Below are 22,275 nucleotides of genomic sequence, written 5' to 3'. Positions count from 1 at the left end.
TACTATTTTAATAAAAAAGCATTTAAACATCCTTTAACTGCAAAGGGACTAAAAAATAAAAAACTCTTCCATCCCAAAAGGACGAAAGAGCATACTTTCGTGGTACCACCTTGTTTCTTTGAAATGACTCTACTTCCAGCAGTCACTCAAACTTTAATGCCGTAACGGGGCTTACCGACTGCACCTACTATCAGTTCAATGCAATAGCTCCAGGACTACCTTCCGCTATCCCACTCCCGAGAGATCTTTCAGCCACGGATCTCCTCTCTATACGGAGGTAATAACATACTCCTTCCTATCATAGCTTATCAAATATATAGTAATACTATACATAGAATCCACTATCATTGTCAAGCTTACAAACGTGCTTATATTTCGAATAGCTACTTCACTTAGTTAAATTCATAAGTTGACTTGATTTTCGACATACAAATCTTTCCATTACCAATGTTGAAATGATTACAACATATATGTAGCAATGAGACTAGTATAACCATTTAAAATATTTATTTCAACGTTTTCTACAAAACCATCTTTATCTTTTTTTAACAAACAATCAATAATTTTCCTATGTTCATTAAGGCTTTCTTTAAGTCTTAATGAATTTTTACATGATTCCACTCCTATTAAAAATGCTCTGTCATAAAGATTATTAATAATAGAAAAAAACTGCGAGTTTCCATACTTATTTAATAAATATCTGTGAAAATTAATATCTTCTGCCATAAAAGAATTAATATCATTTTGCTCCACAGCCTCCACTTGCTTTCTATAGGAATTTTCCAAATAATTGATATCATCTTCTGTGATATTAGAAAAAGCACGTTTGGCCGAATAAGATTCAATAGCAGCTCTTAGCTCATATATTTCCCGTGCGTCATTAATAGTTATAGCATGAATGATCACTCCCTGTTTAGGAACAATCGTAAGAAATTTATCATTTTCAAGTTTTTGGCAAGCATATGTTATAGGGGTTCGGCTAATATTTAGTTTCTTAGCCATAGCAGATATACTAATGACATCTCCTTGTTTAAGTTCTCCATTTACTATTTTTTCTTTTATCATTTTATACGCTATTTGAGTCAAACTGCCAAAATTATCATTTTCTTCTTTATTATTCACACTCATATCCTTTGTCCTTTCTCATGGTAAATTTCTTACATTTTGCAAATATATAATAACATATATTTGCAAAATTTTCTCAACTTTCCCATTTGAGAAGTTAAATTTGAAACCTCAATAGAAATTATGTCTCATAAATTCTATCTGTAGGGGAAGATAAATCCCCTCCTACAAAATATTTTGTAATATCACTTCATTTTTGATGTACAGGTTCAATTACTATTTTAATTCGAGGCTCCAATGGCACATTTTTACTTATTTACTAAAGTGAGATTAGCCTTCCAAAAGAAAATACCGCTGATGGATTATCTCCATAGCGGCAAAAGTTCCTGCCAACAACAGTAATAGAATGATTATCTTTATGTATACTGTAGTGCATCATTACTAATATCAGAATTCTCCAGTAGCACATGAAATTACCTATTACACTCCCACCTCTTTACTAATTTGTTCAAGTGACTTGTATCTTGTCTCAACACCTAAAGTAGCAATAATCAATGCTAATAAAATCACTACTCCTCCAAGTCCTATAAATACTGCAATCGATCCATAATTTGATAAAAGCCAAGCCACTCCATAAGGTGAAAAGATTGCGGAAATCCTTCCTATTCCATTGGCAACCCCTGCCCCCCTCAAACGAGCTTCTGTCGGCCACATCTCTGGGACATAAACCGAACAGGCTAAACAAACATAGATATAGATAACGACCGTTAAAACAAAACCAAAGAGAACAATGAACGTTTCTGATCGTTGTAAGGAATATACGTACCCAAGCAATCCAATGATGAGCAATAATGACACTGACAACCCTTTCCGCGGGAATTTATCTATGATTTGGGAAGCAATTGCTACTCCCATAGGCGCCCCCACCATGATCAAGGCCATCATACCCATAGATTTTGTAACACTGATACCTGATTGGATGAAGATGGTTGGAACCCAATTCACAATGGTGTATACTAATGTATTCATGCCAATAAGCACCGCCGAGGCTACTATTGTTCGTTTTAACAAAGCGCCTTTAAACAAACTCCAAAAAGATACTTTTTTTACAACCTGATCTGTGGCAGAATGTTCAATTTCAATTAATGGCAGTTTTATGCCTTGTTCACGCTCGATATCTTTTTCGACTTTGGAAACTATTTCTTCTGCCTTATCCAGTTCACCGCGAGCTTCATACCAACGAGGCGACTCTGGCAGGCTATGACGCATAGCCCATACGATGAGCGCAGCAACCCCGCCAATGATAAACATTGCACGCCAGCCAAAAGCAGGAATAACAAAATATGCAACTAGAAGTGCAACCGGCGGTGCGCAATTTGCTACTAGTGATAGCAGTGAAGCCCATTTTCCACGAACTCTCGCTGGTACAAATTCTGAAAACGTACCAAAACCAACAACAAGCTCAGCTCCAAGACCAATGCCCATTATCCCGCGTAGAACAATTAGCGTTGTCATGTCAGTAACAAACCCGGCTGCAATTGAAGCAGCACCAAATAACAGCAGATTAAGTTGATAGGCAAATTTTCTCCCCCAGTGATCCCCAGCAAAGCCTGCAAACAAAGAGCCAATGAAAAGTCCAATCATAGTAGACGAAACAAATGTTGCATTGAGGTAGTTATTAGACCAGCCTGTCTTTACCAATTCAGATAAGATTGCACCGCCCATATAGTTATCAAAGCCATCTACAAACATACCTAAGCCAATTAAATATAAAACCTTATAATGCCACCTTGCTATAGGCAAACGATCTAATCTAGGGCCAATATTGCTTTTAACTTTCACAGAAATATCCTCCTTCAAAATGTCGCTTCACTTCTACTGCTTTTATCATTTAAAGCTTACCATCTTCACAGCTAGGCTTTTTCGCACTAAGTATCAACTAAATATTCTAATAATTTTATTTTTTCTGTTTTTTATCAATACCAGATATTTCATTCCACTCCCTTACGTACTTGTAAACAGTGCTTTTTAAAGTAATGAGCGGTAATCAATCAGAATGCTCAATATAAGTAGATAATGTCCTCCTAAGAATGCCCCACTTATTAAAAATAAGGAAGACTCGCAAGCTTTTATAAGAACAGCTATAAACAAATCCCATAATAGTCAGCGAGTCGCCTATTTCTTTGCTTTATAATGTAGTTAATTCCATTGTCACTTTCAAAAATTCATCAATGTCCGCCTTTGAATTGCAATGCAGCGGTGAAACTCGAATCGCACCATCCATGTTGAAAGATTCCAGCATTCTCTTTGAATACGGGCTGGTATTTATTCTTTCATATACAATGACTCCTCTTTTTTCATACTCTCTTACTGCTTGTGTGTATCCCAGATTCTCAAAACCCATAGCAACTATAAAATCTTTCTTGGTAAAATCTTTATAATCCAGAAATACTGTAACCCCTCTCATATTTCTAAGTCCAGTAATTTCATCAGTGCCGTTAAGCATTGTCGACATTAAAGCTCTTTCCTGCAAAGCAATATGAGACATGCCGCAAGCAAATAATTCACGGCGGTCACTGCTGCTAATAAACTTACCACCAATAAAACAAACATAATTTACAATCTCAGTAACTACAGCAAATTGTGCAGGCGCAGGACTTCCAAGCTCCCACTCACCAGCTTTTTTAGCAATTAACTTATGGTGGGGAAGCACGGCTGCTCTGTCAGATAGCCAAGCAATTCCTGAACCTCTGCAACCAAAAAATTTGTATGGAGCAAAATTAATTCCATCAACTGGTGTTTTCTGCAGGTCAATTACATCATGGGGAGCATGCTGTACAGCATCCACAATAATGTATAAATCCGGCTTAATTTCACGAGCCTTTTTTACAATGTTCTCAATATCATAAATAGCACCTGAGATGTTTGATGCATACATTACGCTTAGAATACATGTATCTTTATCTACTAATTTAACAACTTCATCGACATCTACTCCACCAGTGATAGGATTGCTTTTTGCTACTCTGAGTTCCTTACCTAATTTTTTAGCATAATACTCCATCGGGTCATAAGCGGAAGGGTGCTCTAATACAGACGTTATCATATTGCTGCCACTGACATTTTCAGCAATAGCTCGAACCATATCAAACATAGCTTGTGAAGCTGTCAGAGATGTGAAAACACTACCTCCTTTTGCATTAAAAATAATTTTTACGTCATCCGTTCCATTGTCTTGTATTTTTTGTAAGTATAATGCCATTTTGTGAATACGTTCCGGGCAATCTGGAATTGCATCAATTTTCGCAAATTGTTCTACTGCTTTTTTTAGTCTGAAAGAGCCTCCCGCATTATCAAAGAAAAGTCTTCGACCAATTGTAGGATCATTATCTACATAAAAAAATGAATCTTTGATTTCCTTTAATAACTCATCTGAAAAGAATACTCCATTACTTACATCACTCATTTGCTAAATCTCCTTTTAATTTATTTAATTTATAATGGAACTTTACCATTATCTAATATAATTTTCCCATCAACAGTAACCGTTGGGGCAACAAAGACCATATCTAAATGAAATCTGCTTTCAATTACCCCAAAGAAAGAAGTATTGCTTCCAAATCCAAAATGAACGGTTCCCATGCACCCTTCATCTTCTAACATACGTCCGTTTAATGTGCACATAGGATTTAAACCAATCCCTATTTCTCCTAAATAATAGGCGTTAGGATCATTAAAATCCTTCATAATATTTGCCAGTATCTGTGCTTGCCTGCCACCGCTTATATCTACTATTTTTCCATTTTCCAATTTCAACTTTATCTCATCTGTTATCAGCCCTAACTCAGGATGAGGTATACTGCCATCGATCACAACAACACCACTTGATGTATCTTCCAGCGGTCCAACAGCACATTCAATATCTGGAGGAGATGAAGATGTCCCTTTCTTCAAACTTCTTGCATACTGCGGTACAGCAGGTCTTCCTGTGATTTTTGCAGTTATATCCGTGCCCCTGGCAGTTTGTATTCTTATCACATCACCAACTATCCGCTCGGCTACTTTATCCACTACCTTACCTTGTTCAATAAAATCAACATATAGTCCGCCTTTTTCCAGCATGCCGATCGTATAATCTACCATGTTTACAAATCTTCCACCATTTGCTACTGCATTTCTTCTTGCTTCTGAATGAAACAAAGAGAATTTTGTTATGCCGAAAATTACATCAGCACTTGCCATTGCAGCTGCAACAATTGCCGTTGGTTCTTGCCCATGCATAGTACGATCCCTCATCATCACAATACTTTTGTTCTTATACTCTTTAGCAGCACCCCACATCACACGAGCAACCTCAAAGCTTGTATCATCGGTAACAAATAATATATTTTCTTCCTTCTGACTGTCTGAACAAGTTGTTAACAAGACATTACAAGCTTCATATGGATTATTCACTTTATTACCTCCTTCATTTTTATCGAATTCATCTTAAATTCATCTTGCATGCAAGATGTGTCAAAAAAATATGTTCTCTTTTAAATAAACATCTTAATCTTGCACAAATAAGAGTATGATAATAATTACATTTTAAAATTCAACTTGCATGCAAGTTTTCTGAAAATAAAATAAATTCTATACAATAAGAGATTATAATACATTGAATTATTTGTCAATCATTTTATTTCATTTTTTTCTATATTGCTTTTTGTAAGAGTTAAAATTAGCAGCGCTATGATTCCCAATTCTTCCCTAGCCTTCGCCAAAATGCAAAAAGAAGCCTGTCGATGACAAACTCCTCCATAACTTATTATAAATTAATTTATATATTCTATGATGTAAAACAAGTACTACTTCAATCCCTATGAGCTGCTAAGAAGCTCCCTTCATTCACACAAAATCTTTTACTGAGAGCTTTAGTAAATGCATCATCTGCAAAAAATTATTCGCTTTTAGTTCTTGCCCGGCAAGCAAAGCGATTTGCGCACACGTTCGAGCATCATGCAGAGCATTATGATGATCAAAATCGATCTGAAAACGCTGGGCTAAGGTATTTAACTTATAGTTTTCTCCGCCTGGCCATGCTCTTTTTGCAATTTGAACTGTACAAGCATGTTTAAAAGCAGGAACAGGTAAAGAATATTCTCGCAGGATACTTCGTAACACACTAATATCAAAGGTTGCATTGTGAGCAATCACAATTTTATTTTCAAGATGAGGACGAATTCTTTCCCAGAGTTGATCAAATGTTGGTTTATTTACTACTTGTTCCGGATATATGCCATGAACCTGTATATTCCGATAATCAAATTTTAGCACAGGCGGCCGAATTAACGAATAAGCCGAACGCACAATCTGTCCATTTTCTACAGTTACAGCCGCCATACTGCATACACTTGATCGGCTGGCATTAGCCGTTTCAAAGTCAATTGCAACAAAATCCATTATCTCTTAGCGCTAGGTGCGCACTGCTCCTCTCTATAATAAAATATAGCTATTAAAATAATATACTTTGTAGTATATCATTATCTCATTAAAGTTTATAGCCTAAATGTTCTACATAAAAAAATAGATGTAGGAATACCCCAGCTTTTGCGAGAAATTCTTACATCCAATTTATTGATTCTATTGTCTTACATGATTTCATATATCTTCGGTCGCAAGGTCTTCAGCTTATTCATAAATGTATCGCTGATTTTAAGGAGCAAACCACAGCTTTTTTCTTTTTCAGTAAATGTTAGCATTCGAGTAACTCTATCATCAGCAGCCGAATAGCGATGAACAAGGCGGCTTACGCTCTTACGCTTAAAGATATTTCCTTTATATTGATTGCAATAGCTCTCCAACGAATCCAGGTTTATTGTAAAGGTACGAGAAATATAGAAGAATTGACTTGTAATGATTAGCTCTTGATTGCTTAGCACATAGGTATATCGAACAGCATAGCGCCACAGCAATAATCCACAAAACAAGCCAATATAGGCTATGCCAAGGAAACTGGGTTTCCCTGAAAGATATGCTTGAAACTCAATTCCCATCCAAATGATAAGTGCAATGATAGATAAACCCATCCAGAAAAGCTTCTCTTTACAAAATTGTGATGTTTCCTGATATTTTACCATATTCCCTCCTGTGTTCCATTTCTCCTTCTCTCCTAAATAATAGATTGCTCATTGCTACTCTTTACTGTTGACCACATCGACTAGCTGGCTTACCTATATGATAAAACATGGTGGTGCCTTGTTGGCAGGCTCCACCATGTAATACACCTACATTATATAGGAAAGGCCATTTTGAATTGTTAAAGGTTATATTGCAAAAATCATAAGATAACTTACCACGCCAATAATGCTAAACATTAAGAAACTAACGACAAATCCTTGCCATTTACATGGAACTCCAAAATGCCAGGTTTCACCTAATACTCCTCTACGAGTAAAGATGGTAGACTTTGTTCTCTTTTTAAACCATGCAGCCTTTCTATCTTCGCCAACGATTTTAGCAATGCCGTAAATAATAACTAAGGCAGTAAGGAAAGCTGATAAAATCCGCATTACCTGATCCATCTCTGCCATTAAACCACTACCTTTCTATTCCCTCAATTTACTTAGGGAAAAATGGCCACACCATTGGAATAATAATAATGGATACGATAAAGCAAACCAAGACAAGACCTGTACCAGCTTTTACATAATCCATAAACTTATATCCGCCAGGTCCAAGTACCAAGGTATTTGGCGGCGTACCTACCGGAGTAGAAAATGCGCAGGAGGATGCTACGGCAATCGCCATAAGGACTGCATGCGGACTCGCTCCTAGACCTTTGGCAATGGAAATACCGATAGGTGCCAACAAAGCAGTACATGCCGTATTGGACATAATTTGGGTTAAACCACCAGAAAGAAGGAACAATATTGCTGTTACAAACAATGGGCTTGGACTGCCTCCAAGAATACTCACCACTTGATCAGCAATCAACTTGCCTGCTCCGCTGGTTTCCATCGCAGTAGCAATGGGCATCATACCAGCAAACAGAAAGATAGTCACCCAGTCAATTCCTGTATAGGCTTGCTTTTCGGTTAAGCATTTTGTGAGAACAAGAACCAGTGCGCCAATAACCGCTGCAATTTCAAGGGGCAGCTGCTTTAAATCAAGAGCCATTACAACAACCACTGCTAAAAGAGTCAACGCGGTGATCCACATCTTCTTGGGATCAGTAGAACCGGCTGTAGCCTCCTGTTTCGCCTCTTCATCAATTTCTAAATCACCTGTAATATGGGCCTTGGGCAGTAAATACTTCCCGATAAACATCATGTATGCAATACCAGCGATCGTCAGTGGAATGCCAATCCAGGCAAATTCAAAAAAACCAAAAGGTTCAAGACCAGCTGCTTTCAATGCTCCTGCAGCAATAATATTGGGAGGTGTACCAACAAGGGTGATAATTCCGCCTAATCCTGCGCCAAAGGCTAATGGCATCAGTTGGCGAGAGGCCGGTATTTCTGCTACTTTACAAATACCAACAATAACAGGCATTAAGGCAGCTGTAGTACCCGTATTAGACGATACAGAGGAAATTGACGCCGCAATGACCATGGTGCCAAGCATTAAGCCATTCTCACTTTTTCCCGCAACACGAACTACAGATTCTCCCAGCCTTTGAGCTAAGCCAGTATGAAACATAGAAGCACCAATGACAAACATGCCTGCAAATAAAACTACTGTGGAATTTGATAACCCTGAAAAAACCATGTTCATTGGAATAATGCCAATAATACCTAGAACAATTGCCCCTCCAATAGCCGTAATGGCCAAAGGAATTACTTCCGTCACAAACAGCAAGGCAACAAAAGCCAACACAATCAGTGTTACTACAGCAGGTGACATATAGTTTCCCTCCATTTTTTTACTTATAAATTCTAGGAGAAAGTTGTATTGTATCACTACTTAAGCATTGCCAGCATAGTACCCGCTGCAACAGCAGTACCAATAACGCCAGCTACGTTTGGTCCCATTGCATGCATTAATAAATAGTTTCCAGGATTGGCCTGCTGCCCCACTACCTGGCTAACACGGGCAGCCATAGGTACTGCCGAGACACCAGCAGATCCTATAAGAGGGTTGATTTTACCACCACTGAAGTAATTCATGATTTTTCCAAATAGTACACCGCCAGCCGTACCAAAAGCAAATGCTACCAAACCAAGACCAATGATTAAAATGGTCTGTATACTTAAGAAGTTTTCAGCTTTCATTGTAAGACCAGTGCCAGTTGCCAGGAAAATGGTAACAATGTTAATAAGAGCATTTTCGGAGGTTTCTGCAAGACGAGCTGTAACTCCCGATTCACGAAATAAATTTCCTAACATCAGCATTCCCATAAGGGATGCAATCGGGGGTAATAATAAGCTGATAATAATAGTAGTAACTACAGGGAAAGCAAGTTTCTCAAACTTGGACACGGGACGCAATTGATCCATTACAATTTCCCGTTCTTTTTGTGTGGTTAACAATTTCATAATTGGTGGCTGAATCAATGGTACTAAAGACATGTAAGAATAAGCGGCAACTGCAATCGCGCCTAAAAGATGCGGTGCTAATTTCATTGTTAAGTAGATAGCCGTTGGGCCGTCTGCACCGCCAATAATACCAATTGAAGCAGCTTCCTGCACATTAAACCCCAAAGCCATAGCACCCATTAAGGCTACAAATACCCCTATTTGTGCAGCAGCGCCTAATAATAAAGTGGAAGGACGTGCAATCAAGGGACCAAAATCCGTCATTGCACCGACGCCTAAGAAAATCAGAGGTGGAAAAACTTCATGGGAAATACCAAAACTAATTAGTTGCATTAAACCTGGATCTGTTTCAAAACCCGTTTTGGGAAAATTAGCTAAAATACATCCAAAAGCAATGGGAGACAAGAGCAAGGGCTCAAATCCTTTTGCAAAGGCTAAATACAGCAAAATGACTCCTACAGCAATCATAATGGCATTGCCAGAGGTAAAAGCGGTAAAACCGCTGTCAGACCATACTGCCTGCAAAGAGACAATAAATGCGTCCATTCTTTTTCCTCCTATATTTCTTCTTATATATAATTTTACTAGCCAAGAGCAGCTAATACATCACCAGTTGACACGGTTTGCCCCACAGTTACGTTCACACTAGATATTTGACCATCTTGATTGGCCATAATTTCATTCTGCATTTTCATGGCTTCTAAAATAAAGATTACATCCCCTCGTTTTACAGCGTCACCAGCCTTAATATTAACAGTCAAGATTTTCCCAGGCATCGGTGCAAGCACAGTTTGACCACTTGCTGGAGCAGTAGGCTGTACAGCTTTTGGCGTTTGAACCGTTACTGGAGCAGTATTTGGTACAGGGGCTGGAGCAGATTTTTTTATAGTCGGGGCTGAGCTGCTAATTTCTTCAACATCCAATTCGTAAACTTGCCCTTTAAATGTTATCTGAAACCGTTTCATCTATTTTCCTCCTTAATCTTTATCCAATATTAATTCATCTTCGTGTATTTACCATTTCCATACGAGCAGCTTGCGACCACGTACTGCTATTAGCTGGTCGAATTGCGACAACGCGCATATTACTATAACCATAGGCTGCAATCGCTGCAGTAAACAATATTATCATTTCATCATAATCTTCTTGCAGTACATTAGTTGCAGTAGCTGTCGATGCCGTCTTAACTAAGGAGTTATGCTCTGATTCTTGTCTCTTTTTTTTTTGTGTAGGATCAATGACTTGAATTAAATTAACTACTAAACTTAATCCATACAAAACAACAAATACTACTGTCATATTAATAACGGCAATCAAAATAGGATCCGTTGTAACTGGCTGGCCCATCACTGTCACCTCCGTTTACTCATTTTTTATGCAGTATCAATTTTACACGGGAAAATTGCCATGACGCTTAGCTGGCCGCCCTTCACGTTTAGAAGCAAGCATGCTAAAAGTGCTAATCAGTATTGGGCGTGTTTCTTGCGGCTCGATAACCATATCAACAAAACCTCGTTTAGCAGCTTGATAGGGAGTGGCAAAAGTCTTTACATACTCTTCTGCTTTTGTCTTAATATCCGGATCTTTTTTAAATATTATATTGGCTGCACCAGCAGGCCCCATAACAGCAATTTCCGCTGTCGGCCACGCAATGACCTGATCAGCCCCTAAATCCCGAGAACACATAGCCAAATAGGAACCGCCATAGGCTTTGCGAACGACAAGAGTCACTTTAGGTACGGTCGCTTCGGAGTAAGCATACAGCATCTTTGCTCCATGACGGATGATACCACCGTATTCCTGATTCGTTCCTGGTAAGAACCCTGGTACATCCACAATATTTAGCAAGGGAATGTTAAAGGCATCACAAAAGCGAATAAAACGAGAAGACTTATCAGATGCGTTAATATCCAAGCATCCAGCCATTACTTTAGGCTGATTGGCAATGATACCAATGGTCTGCCCATCTAGCCGGGCAAAAGCAGTAATTAAATTGGCTGCATAATACGGCTGCACTTCATAAAAATCTCCATGATCTATAATTTTAGTGATAATTTCTTTCATATCATAGGATTGATTGGAATGATCAGGAATAAGTGCATTTAAATCTTCTTCTGTGCGAGACGGATCGTCATCAGAATCTACAGTGGGTGATCCATCTAAATTATTGCTGGGAAGAAAACTGATAAGCCTTCGAATTTGCTCTAAGCAATCTGTATCATTTTCTGCAACAAAATGGGCTACTCCCGATGTAGCATTATGAGTTATGGCCCCGCCCAGCTCTTCTGCACTTACTTCTTCACCAGTTACTGTTTTGATCACCTGAGGGCCTGTAATAAACATTTGGCTAGTATTTTTAACCATATAAATAAAATCAGTTAAAGCTGGAGAATATACCGCACCTCCAGCACAAGGACCCATAATCGCTGAAATTTGCGGAATAACACCAGAAGCCAAGGTATTTTTATAGAAAATTTTGCCGTAACCCGATAATGCATCTACAGCTTCTTGAATCCGGGCACCGCCTGAATCGTTAATACCAATGATGGGTACTCCCATCTTCATAGCCAGCTCTTGTACTTTACAAATTTTTGCTGCATGCATTTCACCAAGAGATCCACCAACTACGGTAAAATCTTGAGCAAATACATAAACCAGGCGGCCATCAATGGTACCATAGCCGGTTACCACGCCTTCACCTGGAGCTTCTTCTTTCTCCATGTCAAAATTGGTACAACGATGTGTTACAAAGCGATCCAGTTCCATAAAGGAATTAGCATCCAGTAACTTATCGATACGTTCACGAGCAGTCATTTTTCCTAAGGCATGCTGTTTATCAATGCGTTTCGTACCACCACCCGCCATAACTTTCTGGGTTCGTTTATTCATATCATCGAGCTTCTCAAGTGTTGTAGACAATGTTACACCTCCACATATCTTTTTACCTCTGAATACAAATAGCGCCCCTCCTTTTTATTTTCTATTATGAATGATTACGATATTAATGAAGCAATTTAAATATACAAAATATAATGATAATTTCATATATAATCAAACTTTATAAACATCTTTGTAATTAAAGTTATTTTAGTAATTAAAGTAACCAAAAAAAAACGACCTCTCGGTCGGTTTTTACAATACTCAAATTTTTATTGTTAAATTTGAGGTATTGATTACTCTATATATTCTAATACAAAATGATATCAAGATATGGGAACTATAAATAGCGATGTATAAAATTATTCATCGTATGAATACATCTATATTTATAAATTGGTCTCCCAACTGTTCCATAGATAAGTTCTAATTTTAAAGATCCAATTTGCTTTAAAAATTCTAAGTATTTGCGCATTGAAACACGAGAAACGCCAATTTGACTGGCTATTTCCTCTGTAGAAAAAGGGCTCTGGCCCAATTCCTGTATTTTCCTCCATATAACATTTAACGTATTTCTATCAACACCTTTGGGCAGTTTTGCAGCAACAGACTGCTCCTTATATAATATACACTGATCCAGCTCTACCTGATTCAGTACATCTTGTTCCATCAAACCTACTAACCCCTTATATCCTAATAACGCTGAATTTAGACGTTCAAATTGAAAGGGCTTGATGATATAATCTACTGCTCCAAATTGCAATGCCTTTTTGATGTGATTGTTATCACAAGCAGCTGTGATAACAATCACATCAACACTTTTTCCCTGCTGTCTCAGATTAATTAAGAAATCTAAGCCATTCATACCTGGCATAAAGATATCTAACATAATTAAGTCAATTTCAGCTTGATCCAATACACTAAATGCTTCATCGGCAGAATGGACTAATGCCTGCAGAGCAAATCCTTCTACTAGTTCCAAATAACATTTGTTAAATTCAGCCACCATAGGATCATCTTCCACAATCATTACCTTAATCAATGTATCCCTCCTTACCCCAGTAAAGTACAGTTACCCTAAACAAAGTTCCCTTACTAACATTTGATATTACATTGATTTCTCCGCCTAAACGTTCAAGACTTCGTTGAATGAGATATAAGCCGAGTCCCCGATTTTCGCCCTTAGTAGAATACCCTTTAGTAAAGATATTCTGCTTCACTTCTTCATTCATTCCTATCCCAGAATCGCTCACTTGAATTGTCAAAACATTGTTCATATGTGAAAAATCGATTCCAATTTCTTTTGTTATTGATTTCTCTACAGCATCTAGAGCATTATTAATTAGATTACCAATTATGGTGATTAATTCATGTACAATTTCCGGTTGATCCGGCTCAGGCAAAAAGCTAGTTTCAGACAATTTCATTTCTACACCAGATTCTCTGGCTAAACTGAGCTTCCCTAATAAAAACCCAGCCAATACAGGGTCTTTAATTTTCTTCACTACAAATCCAACTTCCAATTGATACTGCTGAGCAATCCCGCTTACATATTGGGATAATCGTTCATAATACCCCATACGAATCATTCCGAGAATCACATGTAATTTATTCATAAATTCATGTGTCTGAGATCGTAAGGCTTCAGCATAAATTCTAACTCCCGTAAGTTTCTCTGCTAACTGCCTAATTTCTGTTTTATCGCGAAAGGTAGCAACAGCCCCTACGATCTCCCCATCCACTATTACAGGAATACGATTCGCCAAAATTATAGTTCCATTTAAATCTTACTCTTGATCTAACTCTGCCTTTCCCGTTTTTAAAATATTTTGCAGTCTTGTATTTGGAACGTATTCATCTACCTTTTTACCGATGGGATCTCCTTCTATACCTGCTTGCTGAAAAAGCCTGATGGCCTCCTCATTGGCAATCGTCATACGCGAGTCCTGATCAACAGCCAGTATTCCTTCACGCACAGATTGCAGTATAGCACTGCGTTCTTCAAATATTTTTGCAATAGCAGAAGGTTCCAATCCAAATAAAATATTCTTTATATTTCTAGCTAATAGGAGTGCTCCCAGTACTCCTACTAACATTCCAACCCCAACACCAATGTAGATGCCCGCCCGATTATCATTAATTGCAGCTTGCACACTTTCTACCATAATACCTACAAGCACCACTCCTATCTGCCTGCCATCTTCATCAAATACAGGAGAAAAAGCACGCAATGAAGTTCCTAATGATCCCTGATTAATCGAAGTGTTTTCTCGCCCTTCAAACACAGGATCTGCATCATCTTCTTGGTAATACTCTCCAATTTTACTTGCAGTTGGATGAGATTTTCTCACCCTGTTCATGTCCATCACAGTAATAAATCGAACATTACTAATACTAAGGGTTTTTTCGGTAAACACCTGGATCTGCTTTTCCTCACGTTTCCCGCTTAGCCCTTCAATTACGACAGCAGAATCCGCAACAATTCGGGCAATTTTAATTGCTTCATTCGATGTATCAGTTTGGGCATTCTCAGAAATTTTAGCATTAATAATAACATCTGCCACTAATAATGCCAAAGCAACCACAATACATGCAAGTACTGCAATCTTAGTTTGCAAACTAAATAAAGATTTCTTCGACCTCATAGTATTCTCACCTTTCACTATCTTTTCACAAATTGTTCTCCACAATATGGGAGTGACCTTAATAATAAGGAGTTTTTGTAAAAAGACAAAAAAGTAAAGTGAAGCCTGTTTTGACAGACTCCACCTTTAAACGCCTATTCCACCTGATTAGCTGGAAGACGGCACTATATTCTATTCTAGCCTCTATCTAAATTAGACTCAATTACATTTTCATAACATCGGTTTTATTTATTTAGTTAGGTATAATCATTTAGTACTTTCACAGATAAACTATGATTTCTTATATGCTTCTATTACACATCATTAAATTCCTGCCATTATTTTAAAGTTAATAACAGATTTTTTACAAAATTCAGAGAAACAAAGACTGTTTATTAACACTGGTAAACAATAAGACGGTTGCTACATTATCCAAAGAGCAGAACAAATTGCTGTAAGGCCAAAGGTAGTTGCAAAACCTCCCTCTAGCCTTAAACAGTTAACCCCTTATTAAGTATTCCAAAATGAGTTTTGTATCCTCTGGCTCAGATGTAATAATTTCAATTTCATCTATTTTGGCTTCACTAAAGATTTTCGATAATGCTAGATACTGACACAATTTGGATTTTAAGTTTAAACGATCACCCTCAGATGTCACTAATTCAACTTTCCCTTGACATTTGTCAAGAACTGCTAAAAACTTGTCTACATTGGTTATACCTATAATTTTCACAGTATATTACCTCCTCTTAATTAATAGAGCTTCGTAGAGCAAAGCATACTCTAACTTTCGCCATTACCTTAATTATTCCTTCATCAGGATGAAGAAAAAGCCTCTACTCAATGCAAGCAGAGACCAAGTTCTTCTCTTATCCAATGACAATGTATCATCTATAATTCCACTGGTTCATAATGAATCTCCCAATTCAAATTACCTTTACGATTTGAATCTTGGAAAATACGCCTTTCACGGACACTATATCCCACGACAGTGATTTGTGCAGCCCTTTTTTCTGGTGGAAAAATTCGATCCTTGGTTCCAGGATAAATCGTTTCAACTTCACCATTCTCCCACACAATGTTAATCTTTGATTTATCAGCATGCTCACCAGTTGCTTGAAAATTAACAACAATTATTTTCTGTGCCAATTTTCCTGCTATGGCTTGCCGTAGTTCTACCTTACCCTCAAAAGGCACATCTTTACCGTACATCACGCGCAATGGCGTAATTGTTACTGCGTCAAAAGGAATCGCTGTCTCCACTTGCTCAATAGAAGAGTGGGATGAAGTCTCTTTTTGTCCTTGGATAAATAAATAGCTGCCTGCCATAAGTAAAAGCACTACCATGGCTCCGGCAGTAAAAGACCTCCAATGCATCATGATAATCTCCTTTTACTGACCATTTTGTATGAAGTAACATATCATCCTATTTACGAAGAAAGTATAAACGCATCCTCTCTTTTTGTCAACAAACTCTCTTTTGGTTTAAAGGCGAATTTCAAAATTATCTAAGACCATAATTTACATTCCATATATTACTTAGCATTGCAATATACATAAAGGAAAAACTATATTTGAGGGGGTGTTAATTATGTTTCGTCATCATTGGCATCACAATAGAAGATCCCATATGATGGAAGATATGATGGGATCCAAACTAGGCATGGCTTTAACTGCTGGTGCGCTTGTGTATCTTGGTTCCAAATTAATTCGCAGATTAAAATACCATTAACACCTAATCCTTTGCCCAAGCGACAAGCTTGGGCATTTTTCACTATTATTTCTAATGAAAAATGCCGCCCCCCCTCAAAGAGTTGGTTGACGGCACAAAAGCAAGGTGCTAAAGATCGCCTATGCAGTTGTTTTATTGCGAGTAAACATCCGCAATACCCATAGAAATACTACAGCCCCTATCGTACTTACAACAATAGAACCAATCATTCCATATGCAGATATACCCATCATGTTAAATAAAAAACCACCAACGTAAGCACCTATAATGCCCGTTATTAAATCTCCCCATAAACCGAATCCGCCTCCTCGAGAAACAACTCCAGCTAACCATCCAGAGACGATTCCGACAACTAAGAACCATATCATGTTATCACCTTCTTATTTTAAGGATACTTCTACTCTTTCCTTTTTTATTTTTAAATATACAATAAAAATAAAAATATTTTCGATAGATTCAATAATCTTACTAAAATAAATAATCGCTCATTAAAGAGCGACTATATCGTACTATATAAATCTACTATTCAAATCGAAAAAATTAGTAACGCACTTTAGAAATTCAATAATGTAAGTATTGAATTTCCTAGGGTATATAATACTAAAACTCCAGTAAAGAGTACAATCGGATTACCTTTCCATTCACCATTATTCAACAAACTCACCTCACTGATTCATATAAACAATTGCCATACTACTTCTTATGGCAGTTTAAAGTACATACAAAATACAGTTCCTAACGTGATCGCCCCAATACAAAATGATCCATAAACTATATCTAACAACATCGTGATCCTCCTATATAATAAAACAGCTAGTATATTTCTCTTCTTCATTTGCAATGACTGCATTGTAAAATAGTATAAAGACAGACTTAAATTCCAATGATCAATTGCTTTTATTGCATTATAAATGATAAATATGACAAAACTGTGACTAACCAGTCACAGTTCCTTCTCTAACGTTAACAGATTTATAATTCTCCTATAATAGGAGAATTATAAATCTGTATCAAAGGGTATATCCGCTATCATTAAAGGAGATATTTATTAGAATCAGGATAGTAAAACAAAAGTTTTCTATCTGATTCGGGAGGTATTCATGTTTGCTAAAAGAGTACGACATCTTAATCGTTACCGGGAAATTAGTACCGCACTGCTCAGTCAAGGATTCGACTACATTGTAGAAGAAACGGGTTTAATTCAAAAAGTTCCTTATTATCAACGTTTTCGTCCAGTATTTTTAAAGGAAAGTAATGGACGAATAGCTGAACGAATTAGACTGGTTCTTGAACAATTAGGTCCGACTTATGTCAAAATCGGACAGATTGCCAGTACACGGCCTGACCTCCTTCCTCCTGAACTGATTGTGGAATTGGAAAAACTGCAGGATGCAGTTCCTGCTTTTTCCTTCACTGAAGTACGTTTTGTACTTCAAGAAGAGCTAGGGGGAACTCTGGAAGAATTTTTTCAGCATTTTGAACCTGAGCCGCTAGCTGCTGCTTCTATTGGTCAAGTCCATGAGGCAGTTTTGAAGAGCGGAAAAACCGTTGCGGTAAAAATCCAGCGTCCCAGTATTGCCAGCGATATCCAAACAGATCTGGAGATTCTTTATGAACTGGCTCATTTAGCAGAACGTCGTTTTCATTGGGCAAAAACGTATCAACTCATTGATATGATTGATGAGTTTTCAAAGTCTCTTCGCAGTGAGCTTGACTACACTAGTGAAGCACGCAACGCAGAGAAAATCGCAAAACATTCTACAAATAATCCCATGATTTATATTCCCAAAGTCTATTGGAATTACTCCACTCAAAAGGTACTTACAGCAGAATATATCAAAGGAATTAAAATAAGCAAAAAAGAAGATCTAAAACAACAAGGCTATAACCTTTCTCATCTAGCAGAGCGTTTTGCCAAAGAAATTTTTCATCAGATTTTTATGGAGGGATTCTTTCATGGAGATCCCCACCCTGGAAATGTGATCGTATTGCCAGGAGAAATTATTGCTTTCTTAGACTTTGGGATGGTTGGGCGTCTTAGCCCTGAAATGAAATATAATTTATCATCACTAGTCATCGGTCTAATGCATCAAAACTCAGATGAATTAGCGAAAGCTATTTTCCGTATGGGAATTGTCCCCGATCATGTCAATAAAATTCAACTCAGGGAAGATATTGATGTTTTAAAAGAGAAATACTATGGAATACCATTAAGCAAAGTAAGTCTTGGAGAAGCTGTAAGCAGCATATTCGCCGTGGCTCTAAAACACAAAATTAAAATTCCTTCTGATCTGGTATTAGTCGGAAAAACATTACTTACTATGGAAGGAGTTATTGAAAGGCTAGATCCACACTTGAGCATTCTTGATATTGCTGAACCATTCGGGCAAAAATTAGTAATGGAGCGCCTGCATCCAAAAAATCTAACTAAAACATTGTGGAAAAATTTTAGTGACTTGAGTGATATATTCCTTAGTCTTCCCCAACATTTTCAAGAATTTACATCTGTTATCAAACGAGGACGACTCTGTTTAGAAGTTGCAATTCCAGAAATAGAACTTATCTTAAAAACCCAAGACCGCATAAGCAACCGATTATCTTTTAGCATTATCTTACTGGCATTTAGCATCATTATGGCTAGTATTATTGTTAGTTTAAGTATTACAGGACAATCTTCTTTATTATGGAGAATTCCAATTATTGAAATTGGCTTCGGGATTGCAATGATAATGTTTGTTTGGCTGCTTTATGCTATTATCCGGTCAGGCAGGCTTTAACTATCATACTAAAAAGATATTTCCCATTTAATTAATGTCAGCCTTATAATACCACTACTAATCTAGTTATCTGCTGATGGAGGTTTCTGCATGAAAAAAATATTTCTTTTTCTACTTAACATTCTGCTATTGTGTAGCCCAGCTATTCTCTACGCCGGACCAAAAGAAGAATACGAGGAAGCCTATTTGTTATATATTGCAGCAGGAGCCAGTACCGCTGCTTACAGCGGTCGGGTTGGTGAATTAGCTACTCGTTATTTAGAACAGGACGGTTGGCAAATCGACCATTATGTCCAACCGCAAGGTCACACTGGTATACGCTTTCTTGTAGCAAAAAAAGATCTGGACACAAATGTTCCGTTGTATGTTCTGGCAATTGTTGGTACAGAGAGTAATGGAGATATTAAGGCAAACCTTAAGTTTGACAAAGTCTATTTTGCAGGCAGCAGCATCGAAGAATTCTCAGCCAATGCTGCCAAACAAAATGTTCCCAATAGCGAACCTAAAGTCCATAGAGGTTTTTACGAGTTCGTGCAAGCCGGTCCCTCAGCAACCCTGCGAAATGCCCACCAAACACCATTTTCTCTGCCAGATTTGCTTCTGACTGACACCAGAAGCAAGATTTACCTTACCGGTCATAGTTTAGGAGGGGCAGCCGCAACCTTAACTGGAGCAAGGCTGATCAGTATGGGAATCCACCCTGAGCAAATCAGAGTCATTACCTTTGGCGCTCCTGCCGTGGGTAACGCTGCGTTTGCTGCTAAATTCGGCCCCCTTCTATCTCTGACACGGATAGTCAATTCCGGTGATCCAGTTACCGGCATCCTGCAAACCTTAGTTGGAGGATACAAGCAGTTTGGCCAGGAGATCAAATGGACTGCGCCTGCTACCGTTAATGATCCCCATCTATTGATTGGCTATTTAGACTCTGCATTAAAGAATTATTATGATAAACGCCGCCAAGCTGTAGCAGCCGGAATCCAGCTGCCTGCTCCGACTGCTGCCGCAAAGCAAGCAAACCACGGATGCGTCTATATTGCCCCACTCCAAAGTAATCTTCCAGAAACTTTGAAAGCAGACTTTTGGTATATGAACGAAGCGTTATATGATGAATATCAGCAAACAATACCAAACTACATTTTATCGAATGAACCTACATCTACTTCATGGCAAAAAACAGCCACTGCCTCCGGCTGCAAGTGGGCGATACAATCTGAAGTAAACGCCATGCGCGTAAAAAAAGAAAGAAACGCCTACTACATAACAATAAGTCAGACAGTCTATGATGTCGCTACAGGCTCTGTTGTTGATACTGCCATCTTTTCCACAGGAACTTACAACTTAACTCCTCTAGAGGCTTTTATCCATGCTTCCAAAGGAATTAATTCCCTCCAGCATACTTGGCTGCGTGATACAACCATACATAAATCTCTCCAAAAATAAAGTATATGCCAATCAGCTAGATCAATAAAACACTAAGAAGTCCGTGAATCCATCTTTAAAGAGGTGATATTCACGGACTTCTTAGTGTTTATAGATTATGCTAACAGGACTAATTCCCAAAGATCAAACGGTGATTCTGTCTATTAAATTCTAACGAAGTTTGAATTTACCAATTCATTAAAGAAATGATCAAACTGTTTTAAATCCATTTGTTGTGCGGAGTCAGACAGTGCTACAGCAGGATCTGGATGTACTTCTGCCATGACTCCATCTGCTCCAATTGCCATTGCAGCTTTGGCAGCAGGCAATAATAAGTCCTTGCGTCCTGTGGAATGAGTTACATCCACAAAGACCGGCAAGTGAGTTTCTTGCTTTAATAGTGGAACAGCTGATATGTCTAACGTATTTCTAGTTGCAGTTTCATAGGTCCTAATCCCTCGTTCGCAAAGAATAATTTGGTCATTTCCCTGTGACATGATATACTCTGCCGCGTTAATAAATTCTTCAATCGTAGCCGCTAAGCCTCTTTTTAAAAGTATAGGCTTATGTATTCCTCCAGCTGCTTTTAGCAGCTCAAAGTTTTGCATATTCCTAGATCCAATTTGAATGACATCAATGTAGTTTACAGCCATATTGAGATCAGCAGCATTTACGATTTCACTAATTACCGCCATATCATACTCATCAGCAATACGTTTTAGAATTTTTAGCCCCTCAATTCCGAGCCCCTGGAAATCATAGGGAGAAGTACGCGGTTTGTAAGCTCCGCCTCTTAGAAGTTTCAGGCCTTTTTCCTTCATTGCGCTTGCTACTGCAGCTACTTGCTCATAGGATTCTACAGCGCAAGGTCCAAATATAAAATGCTGTTTATTATCACCGATTTGTTTTCCTCTAATGTTTATGATAGTGTTCTCTGCCTTGCACTTACGTGAGACGAGCAGTGCCTTGCGATGATCATTTTTATTAAGTTCTAATCCAGCTTTAAAAATTTCCTTAAAAATATGCTCAATGGTTGATTTTTCGAAGGGACCATGATTATGTTCATGAATGGTATCCAGCATTTTTCTAACCCTGGCCGGATCGTTATGGTGAATTCCTTGAGATCCCTTGGCTTGCTCTATATCTTGAATCAGTTTACCTCTTTCATTTATTAACTTTAACAGCTCCAAATTAACATCATTGACTCTTTTTTGCAATTGACGTAATTCGTTATTACTCATTATTGTTTCACCCTTTCACCA

Annotated in this window: 22 protein-coding genes and 1 other annotated feature; of the genes, 3 read left to right on the top strand and 19 right to left on the bottom strand. The window is 37.9% G+C overall.

Annotated features, from left to right (window positions below):
- Window positions 1-74: 74 nt before the first annotated feature.
- Window positions 75-311 (bottom strand) — a binding site (T-box leader).
- Between the two features lie 148 nt (window positions 312-459).
- From BMZ99_RS08760 to BMZ99_RS08685, 17 genes are all read right to left on the bottom strand, one after another.
- A complete protein-coding gene (locus BMZ99_RS08760) occupies window positions 460-1,122 on the bottom strand; it encodes a GntR family transcriptional regulator (protein WP_175490505.1) in 663 nt (220 codons plus the stop codon).
- A gap of 423 nt (window positions 1,123-1,545) precedes the next feature.
- Complete coding sequence (locus BMZ99_RS08755) at window positions 1,546-2,907, bottom strand: MFS transporter (RefSeq protein WP_217645064.1); 1,362 nt, start codon at window positions 2,905-2,907, stop codon at window positions 1,546-1,548.
- A 346-nt stretch (window positions 2,908-3,253) separates the two neighbouring features.
- Complete coding sequence (locus BMZ99_RS08750) at window positions 3,254-4,531, bottom strand: aminotransferase class V-fold PLP-dependent enzyme (protein WP_090935451.1); 1,278 nt, start codon at window positions 4,529-4,531, stop codon at window positions 3,254-3,256.
- A 29-nt stretch (window positions 4,532-4,560) separates the two neighbouring features.
- Window positions 4,561-5,520, bottom strand: a complete 960-nt coding sequence (locus tag BMZ99_RS08745) for an aminopeptidase (RefSeq protein WP_090935448.1) — start codon at window positions 5,518-5,520, stop codon at window positions 4,561-4,563.
- A 432-nt stretch (window positions 5,521-5,952) separates the two neighbouring features.
- On the bottom strand, window positions 5,953-6,507 hold the full coding sequence (locus BMZ99_RS08740) for a 3'-5' exonuclease (RefSeq protein ID WP_090935445.1): 555 nt from the start codon (window positions 6,505-6,507) through the stop codon (window positions 5,953-5,955).
- A 188-nt stretch (window positions 6,508-6,695) separates the two neighbouring features.
- Window positions 6,696-7,184, bottom strand: a complete 489-nt coding sequence (locus tag BMZ99_RS08735; protein ID WP_090935442.1) for a hypothetical protein — start codon at window positions 7,182-7,184, stop codon at window positions 6,696-6,698.
- Window positions 7,185-7,370: 186 nt separating this feature from the next.
- Window positions 7,371-7,637, bottom strand: a complete 267-nt coding sequence (locus BMZ99_RS08730; RefSeq protein ID WP_090935439.1) for a hypothetical protein — start codon at window positions 7,635-7,637, stop codon at window positions 7,371-7,373.
- A 28-nt stretch (window positions 7,638-7,665) separates the two neighbouring features.
- On the bottom strand, window positions 7,666-8,949 hold the full coding sequence (locus BMZ99_RS08725; RefSeq protein ID WP_090935436.1) for an SLC13 family permease: 1,284 nt from the start codon (window positions 8,947-8,949) through the stop codon (window positions 7,666-7,668).
- 56 nt (window positions 8,950-9,005) lie between these two features.
- Complete coding sequence (locus BMZ99_RS08720; protein ID WP_090935433.1) at window positions 9,006-10,127, bottom strand: sodium ion-translocating decarboxylase subunit beta; 1,122 nt, start codon at window positions 10,125-10,127, stop codon at window positions 9,006-9,008.
- Between the two features lie 38 nt (window positions 10,128-10,165).
- Window positions 10,166-10,546, bottom strand: a complete 381-nt coding sequence (locus tag BMZ99_RS08715) for a biotin/lipoyl-containing protein (RefSeq protein ID WP_090935431.1) — start codon at window positions 10,544-10,546, stop codon at window positions 10,166-10,168.
- 34 nt (window positions 10,547-10,580) lie between these two features.
- Window positions 10,581-10,928: an OadG family protein gene (locus BMZ99_RS08710; RefSeq protein WP_090935428.1), complete on the bottom strand. Its 348-nt coding sequence runs from the start codon at window positions 10,926-10,928 to the stop codon at window positions 10,581-10,583.
- Between the two features lie 42 nt (window positions 10,929-10,970).
- A complete protein-coding gene (gene mmdA, locus BMZ99_RS08705) occupies window positions 10,971-12,500 on the bottom strand; it encodes a methylmalonyl-CoA decarboxylase subunit alpha (RefSeq protein WP_090935426.1) in 1,530 nt (509 codons plus the stop codon).
- A 298-nt stretch (window positions 12,501-12,798) separates the two neighbouring features.
- Window positions 12,799-13,500 (bottom strand): response regulator, encoded by a 702-nt coding sequence (locus BMZ99_RS08700; protein ID WP_090935423.1) that lies wholly within the window; start codon window positions 13,498-13,500, stop codon window positions 12,799-12,801.
- Complete coding sequence (locus BMZ99_RS26985; protein WP_245754886.1) at window positions 13,493-14,224, bottom strand: ATP-binding protein; 732 nt, start codon at window positions 14,222-14,224, stop codon at window positions 13,493-13,495. The genes BMZ99_RS08700 and BMZ99_RS26985 overlap by 8 nt, the downstream gene beginning before the upstream one ends.
- Window positions 14,225-14,245: 21 nt before the next feature.
- The gene (locus tag BMZ99_RS26980) at window positions 14,246-15,103 is read right to left on the bottom strand and encodes a PAS domain-containing protein (protein WP_245754885.1); all 858 of its coding nucleotides are present in this window, start codon (window positions 15,101-15,103) and stop codon (window positions 14,246-14,248) included.
- Window positions 15,104-15,581: 478 nt separating this feature from the next.
- Window positions 15,582-15,815 (bottom strand): polya polymerase, encoded by a 234-nt coding sequence (locus BMZ99_RS08690; RefSeq protein ID WP_090935420.1) that lies wholly within the window; start codon window positions 15,813-15,815, stop codon window positions 15,582-15,584.
- A 158-nt stretch (window positions 15,816-15,973) separates the two neighbouring features.
- Entirely contained in the window at window positions 15,974-16,462 is a 489-nt protein-coding gene (locus BMZ99_RS08685) for a hypothetical protein (protein WP_245754884.1), read from the bottom strand.
- Window positions 16,463-16,673: 211 nt separating this feature from the next.
- On the opposite strand from BMZ99_RS08685, the gene BMZ99_RS26255 reads away from it, so the two are divergent.
- Window positions 16,674-16,814: a hypothetical protein gene (locus tag BMZ99_RS26255; RefSeq protein WP_175490504.1), complete on the top strand. Its 141-nt coding sequence runs from the start codon at window positions 16,674-16,676 to the stop codon at window positions 16,812-16,814.
- 119 nt (window positions 16,815-16,933) lie between these two features.
- On the opposite strand, the gene BMZ99_RS08680 is transcribed toward BMZ99_RS26255, so the two are convergent.
- Window positions 16,934-17,182: a GlsB/YeaQ/YmgE family stress response membrane protein gene (locus BMZ99_RS08680; protein ID WP_090935415.1), complete on the bottom strand. Its 249-nt coding sequence runs from the start codon at window positions 17,180-17,182 to the stop codon at window positions 16,934-16,936.
- 732 nt (window positions 17,183-17,914) lie between these two features.
- On the opposite strand from BMZ99_RS08680, the gene BMZ99_RS08675 reads away from it, so the two are divergent.
- Complete coding sequence (locus BMZ99_RS08675; RefSeq protein WP_090935412.1) at window positions 17,915-19,591, top strand: ABC1 kinase family protein; 1,677 nt, start codon at window positions 17,915-17,917, stop codon at window positions 19,589-19,591.
- 129 nt (window positions 19,592-19,720) lie between these two features.
- The gene (locus BMZ99_RS08670; protein WP_245754883.1) at window positions 19,721-21,034 is read left to right on the top strand and encodes a lipase family protein; all 1,314 of its coding nucleotides are present in this window, start codon (window positions 19,721-19,723) and stop codon (window positions 21,032-21,034) included.
- A gap of 143 nt (window positions 21,035-21,177) precedes the next feature.
- Here the strand turns inward: BMZ99_RS08670 and BMZ99_RS08665 are convergent, their stop codons facing one another.
- The gene (locus BMZ99_RS08665) at window positions 21,178-22,254 is read right to left on the bottom strand and encodes a bifunctional 3-deoxy-7-phosphoheptulonate synthase/chorismate mutase (protein ID WP_090935407.1); all 1,077 of its coding nucleotides are present in this window, start codon (window positions 22,252-22,254) and stop codon (window positions 21,178-21,180) included.
- Window positions 22,255-22,275: the final 21 nt, after the last annotated feature.

Source organism: Pelosinus propionicus DSM 13327, assembly GCF_900114615.1.
In the GTDB taxonomy this organism is placed as follows: Bacteria; Bacillota; Negativicutes; order DSM-13327; family DSM-13327; genus Pelosinus; species Pelosinus propionicus.
The sequence above is the reverse complement of the archived record's forward strand: the minus strand, read 5'-3'. Positions and strand labels throughout refer to the sequence as shown.